This window comes from Micromonospora mangrovicola (assembly GCF_047200535.1).
Lineage (GTDB): Bacteria > Actinomycetota > Actinomycetes > Mycobacteriales > Micromonosporaceae > Micromonospora.
In genome coordinates, this window is record NZ_JBJZOG010000194.1 from 1 (window position 1) to 4,547 (window position 4,547).

Annotated in this window: 8 protein-coding genes and 1 pseudogene; 5 read left to right on the forward strand and 4 right to left on the reverse strand. The window is 67.5% G+C overall.

Annotated features, from left to right (window positions below; all coding sequences use genetic code 11):
• Position 1: 1 nt before the first annotated feature.
• Positions 2-331 (reverse strand): DUF4193 domain-containing protein, encoded by a 330-nt coding sequence (locus ACL02O_RS33640; protein WP_459560899.1) that lies wholly within the window; start codon positions 329-331, stop codon positions 2-4.
• Positions 332-557: 226 nt separating this feature from the next.
• Here ACL02O_RS33640 and ACL02O_RS33645 point away from each other — a divergent pair, with 226 nt between their 5' ends.
• Positions 558-755 carry a hypothetical protein gene (locus ACL02O_RS33645; protein ID WP_412822220.1) on the forward strand — a complete coding sequence of 66 codons (198 nt, stop codon included), beginning with the start codon at positions 558-560 and terminating at the stop codon, positions 753-755.
• Positions 756-862: 107 nt separating this feature from the next.
• On the opposite strand, the gene ACL02O_RS33650 is transcribed toward ACL02O_RS33645, so the two are convergent.
• Positions 863-1,051, reverse strand: a complete 189-nt coding sequence (locus tag ACL02O_RS33650; RefSeq protein WP_412822221.1) for a hypothetical protein — start codon at positions 1,049-1,051, stop codon at positions 863-865.
• Positions 1,052-1,335: 284 nt separating this feature from the next.
• Here ACL02O_RS33650 and ACL02O_RS33655 point away from each other — a divergent pair.
• Positions 1,336-1,592: pseudogene (locus ACL02O_RS33655) on the forward strand (transposase); the annotation flags it as partial.
• A 359-nt stretch (positions 1,593-1,951) separates the two neighbouring features.
• Here the strand turns inward: ACL02O_RS33655 and ACL02O_RS33660 are convergent.
• Together ACL02O_RS33660 and ACL02O_RS33665 are read right to left on the reverse strand one after the other, a co-directional pair.
• Positions 1,952-2,917 (reverse strand): acyl-CoA desaturase, encoded by a 966-nt coding sequence (locus tag ACL02O_RS33660; RefSeq protein WP_412822222.1) that lies wholly within the window; start codon positions 2,915-2,917, stop codon positions 1,952-1,954.
• A gap of 95 nt (positions 2,918-3,012) precedes the next feature.
• Positions 3,013-3,201: a cold shock domain-containing protein gene (locus tag ACL02O_RS33665; protein ID WP_459560900.1), complete on the reverse strand. Its 189-nt coding sequence runs from the start codon at positions 3,199-3,201 to the stop codon at positions 3,013-3,015.
• Positions 3,202-3,544: 343 nt separating this feature from the next.
• Between ACL02O_RS33665 and ACL02O_RS33670 the strand changes: the two genes are divergently transcribed.
• From ACL02O_RS33670 to ACL02O_RS33680, 3 genes are all read left to right on the forward strand, one after another.
• Positions 3,545-3,748, forward strand: a complete 204-nt coding sequence (locus ACL02O_RS33670; protein ID WP_412822223.1) for a tyrosine-type recombinase/integrase — start codon at positions 3,545-3,547, stop codon at positions 3,746-3,748.
• A gap of 234 nt (positions 3,749-3,982) precedes the next feature.
• Positions 3,983-4,234: an SHOCT domain-containing protein gene (locus ACL02O_RS33675; protein WP_412822224.1), complete on the forward strand. Its 252-nt coding sequence runs from the start codon at positions 3,983-3,985 to the stop codon at positions 4,232-4,234.
• Positions 4,235-4,248: 14 nt separating this feature from the next.
• Positions 4,249-4,547, forward strand: a 299-nt coding sequence (locus ACL02O_RS33680; protein ID WP_412822225.1) for a hypothetical protein, incomplete at its 3' end; no start/stop codon positions are given.

Consider the following 4,547-nt stretch of genomic DNA (forward strand, 5'->3'; position numbering starts at 1 on the left):
CTCAGAAGCACTCCTGGCAGGCCTCCCGGCCGTCGGGCTGCGTGGCGAGCTGACTGCGATGGTGCACCAGGAAGCAGCGCGCGCATCGGAACTCGTCCGGCTGCACCGGCACGACCGCCACGGTCAGTTCCTCGCCGGACAGGTCCGCGCCGGGCAACTCGAAGTTCTCGGCAGCCTCGGCCTCGTCGAGGTCGACTTTCGCTGACTGCGGCGCCGCGCCGCGCGCCTTAAGTTCCCCCAGGCTGTCGTCTTCAACCTCAACGGCGGGTCGCCGTGGTGCGTCGTAATCAATTGGCCTGCTCATCGTGATGGCTTCTCCGGCTTGGATCATGGGTGTCACGACGGTAGACCGCGGCTCATGTCGTGGCGCTCAAGCGAGCGGTGGAAGGGTAGGCTCGCCCTTGGAGGCGAGGGGCACCAAGGCAGTGATCGCCATCCCAGCGGAGAATTGTGGTGGGTGTTGGGATTGGTCATCGGGCCGCGGGACGGTCACGGCCCGCGGTTGAAGTTGGATTGGCGTTGGTGTTTGCCGCAGGCGCCGGGGACAGAATCGGGTGGTGGTGTTCGGCCAGGCCGGTGGCGAGCAGGTTGACCAGGAAGCGGGCAGCCGGATGCGGCGCACGGAGTCGCTGGTCTTGGGCGCGCGGATCGCCGTCGACCTCGTGGCGCTCCGACTGGCGCTGTTGCACAAAGGGCTCATCAAGATCACTCGGCGCAAGTCTTCCTGCAAGGTTGAACTTGTCACACAGCCTTGATCTCTAGAATCGCGGCAAAAGCTGCTTGAGCTCTCCGGTGGCCGGTTGGCTGCCATGCCGCCGTCTGGAACGTCGTGACGGAAAATCTCTGGCGCCGGAGCCGCTTTCTACACCGGGCGAATGATTTTCCGGCGCATCCGGGGCATCCGGACACCGCTCTTGACGACTCGCAGTCCGGCATCGGCCAGCACGGCGTCGAAGGCCTGTGTGAACTTCGAGTCCCGGTCACGAACCAGGAACCTGGCCCTGCTGTCCACGTCTTGAAGGTCCATGACGAGGTTGCGCCCGAGCTGCACGACCCATGCTTCGGGGGGCCGCCCAGGATCCGAATGCGTCGGATCGCGTGCTCGATGACCGCGAAGACGTACAGGCGGTCAGCGGTCAGCGTGCAGGTCTCGAAGAAATCGCAGGCCAGCAGCGCGCCCGCCTGGCTGCGCAGGAAGTCGGCCCAGGTCGTGCTCTGCCGTTCCGGTGCGGGCGCAACGACGTGCTCCCGCAGGATTTCCCAGACGGCCGAGGCGGCGACCTTGATGCCCAAGGCCGCGAGCTCACCGTGGATTCTGCACTACGCCAGGAGGAACTGTGGGAGAACGCCTGGGCCGAGTTCGCGTTCCTGGCCTACGACGTGGAGATCCGCAAGGTCGTCTGCAGAACGAACGTGATCGAGAGCGTCAACGCGCGTATCCGCGAGGCCGTCCGCGCGGGCACGTCCCCAGTGAGTAGGCCGCGCTGAAGTGCGTCTACCTGGCGCTGATGAGCCTCGACCCCACCGGGGTCTGCCGCCGCCGGTGGACCATGCGCTGGAAAGCACCGCTGAACGCCTTCCAGATCGCCTTCGAAGGGCCGGCTCACCCCGGCCACCGACTGACTTCCTCAACAACCAAGATCAGCCGTCAACTTGACACTCCCGTAGCCGTCGACCGCCCCTCGGACGCCAACCGATGTGATGCTGTGAGGTCGTCGGCGGCCGCCTCATGCGGCGCCGCAGCCTGCGTCGGGGGCGGGATCCGCGGTTTCCAGAACCAGCCTCAGTTGCGCCGCTCGGCAGCTCGACGCTGATCAGAGGCACAGCCCGAGGCGGTCGTGCGGTCCATGATGGGAGAACTTCCCGAAGGCAACCTCAGTTGGCCTCGATGTCCGACCCTTCACAGACCAGCACCAGTGCGGACATACGGCCATCGCAGAAGAGCGCAGCCTTACCGCGTGCGCTTCGCGTCGAGCCGTTCGGGCACCGGCCAACGCACGTCGCGGGCCAGCCGGAGCTTCTCGAAGATCCAGATGAGCCGGGCGGCGGGGTCGAGCTGGCCGCGCAGGACGCCGTGGCGGGCTCCGGTGGGATCGGCGTGATGGGAGTTGTGCCAGCTCTCGCCGAAGGAGAGGATTGCCAGGGGCCAGAAGTTGGTGGCCCGGTCCTTGCTGACGAAGGGCCGGTCGCCCACGACGTGGCAGATCGAGTTCACCGACCAGGTGACGTGGTGCAGCACGGCCATGCGGACGAGCCCGGCCCAGAAGAAGGCGCTCAGCGTGCCCGCCCAGGTGCCGGTGACGAGGCCGCCGATCAGGGCGGGCGTGAGCAGGGACACCGCGACCAGTGGCCCGAAGAGGCGGTCGACCACGCGGATGTCGCGGTCGGCGAGCAGGTCCGGGGCGAAGCGGGACCGGTTGCTCAGCTCTCGCCGGAACATCCAGCCGATGTGGGCGTGGAACAGGCCCTTGAGCACTGCGGTGACGCTGGTGCCGTAGCGCCAAGGCGAGTGGGGGTCGCCTTCGCGGTCGGAGAAGGCGTGATGGCGGCGGTGGTTGGCGACCCACTGGGTTGGCGAACCCTCGACGGCGAGCGATCCGGCCACGGCCAGCGCGATGCGCAGTCCGCGCCGCGCCTTGAACGACCCGTGGGTCAGGTGGCGGTGATACCCGGCCGCGATGCCGAACCCGCTGATCAGATAGGTGGTGATCGCCAAGGTCAGGTCGACGCCGGACAGCCCCCAGCCCCACGCGACCGGCATGGCGGCGAGGAGAGCGATGAACGGGGTGACCACGAAGATCCAGATCGCGACCGCACCTGCTCTGGTTTGCGGCGCGGCGAGCAGCGGCTTGGGTTCGTTAACGGTGCGGGGGCCATCGAGGCGATCGACGACCGCCGGCGGATTGGTCGCGCCCATGCGACTCCTGTCTGAGTTTAGGTGGTGGGGTTCCTGCTGGCCCGTTAGCGACATGGCCGCGAGCCCGACGGGTTCCCGGTCATGATCACGATTGCTCAGAGGACGCGTACGCCCGCTGCCTGCGGGCCCTTCCGGCCCCGCGCGATGTCGAACTCGACCCGCTGGCTGTCGGCAAGGCTGCGGAAGCCGTTCGACTGGATGTCAGAGAAGTGGACGAAGACGTCGGCGCTGCCGTCGTCGACGGAGATGAAGCCGAAGCCCCTGCCGTCGTTGAACCACTTCACGTGCCCTGTGCCATATGTCTCCTCCTTGCGAGTGGGAGAGCCGCACCCTGCGGCTATCCGAGCCGTTTGCCCCGGCGGCCACATCCGCCCGAAGAGGAAGACGAAAGCACCCGCGCTACCTGATCCGCGGATGTCAAAAGATCAACTACTGAAACACGCAAAATCACGACCTGGAGAAATAAACTCTCCCACACATGCCCCTATTCCCGCACGGGCCCGGCCTTGCCGTCCTCGCTGGCCTGGCTGCCTTCGCCGTCAACGTCTACCTCTACTAAGAGGTTCCGCCGAGACGAGGTTGGGGGCATCTCCGGCGTCTGCACGCAACGAAGCGACGCCGAAGGCGATGCACGGGCTGAGGCACTCACTGCTGACGCTGCTGGCCACCGAGGGCGTTGACCTGGCCGCGCTGCGGACGATGGCCGGGCACGCCAGCGTGACGACGACGATGAACGTGTACGTGCACGCGACGCGGCGGCACCACGAGAGCGGTGCGGCGGATCGTCGGGGCTTCCTCGGCGTCGACGAGCTGGTGGCCGCCGGGCGGTAGGAGGCCCCGCACAGCAGAGCGGGCGGCGAGCCAGTGGGGGTTGGCTCGTCGCCCGCTGTGGGCCGATGTCGACCGGGCTGGCCGTCCGCGTCCCCGCCGGCTAGCAGCGCGGCGGTGGCGTAGGCCAGCCATCACGTGTCTGGGCACAGCAGGGACGGGACCTATGTACCTGACAGGCTGGCGTCCGGCGGGCGACCATGAACAGGTAAGGCGCGCCCCGCCGGAGGTGACACCATGATGTACGGATACGGGCCGGGCTGGCCCTGGATGATGCTGATGATGTTGCTGTGGATCGCGCTCATCGCGGTGATCGTCTGGGCTGTCATCGGGCTTGTCCAATGCTCCGGTGGAGGCGAGCACGGTCGGCAAGGTCGGGAGACGCCGCAGGAGATCCTTGATCGCCGGTTCGCCCTCGGCGAGATCGATGCCGACGAGTACAGGCAGGCTCGGGCGCACCTCGCGGGTCGGGAACCGGGCTCGTCATGACCTGGCTGCGGCGAATGTGGGTGCCCCTCACGGTGCTCGTCGCCGCCACCGCCGCCCTGGTCGCCTCCATCGTCTGGGTCGCCGGCGGGCTACCCGGTGAGCGGCAGGTGCGAGGCATAGCGGAGGCCGACCGCGCTGCCGCCCAGTTCGGCAAGCGGTGGGGGCTGCACGGCGGTGAGGTGATGCAGTTCGACAACGGCTTCTACGTCGAACTGGTCGACCCGGCCGGCAACCGAGCCACCGAGGTTCTCGTCGACCCCCAAACTGGCGCGGTCCAGACCGAATGGGGACCGGCGATGATGTGGAACACGGC

Excerpts from the sequence above, each read along its gene's own strand:
- ACL02O_RS33670 (WP_412822223.1), top strand. The coding sequence starts at position 3,545 with ATGCACGGGCTGAGGCACTCACTGCTGACGCTGCTGGCCACCGAGGGC.
- ACL02O_RS33660 (WP_412822222.1), bottom strand. The coding sequence starts at position 2,917 with ATGGGCGCGACCAATCCGCCGGCGGTCGTCGATCGCCTCGATGGCCCC.
- ACL02O_RS33675 (WP_412822224.1), top strand. The coding sequence starts at position 3,983 with ATGATGTACGGATACGGGCCGGGCTGGCCCTGGATGATGCTGATGATG.
- ACL02O_RS33640 (WP_459560899.1), bottom strand. The coding sequence starts at position 331 with ATGATCCAAGCCGGAGAAGCCATCACGATGAGCAGGCCAATTGATTAC.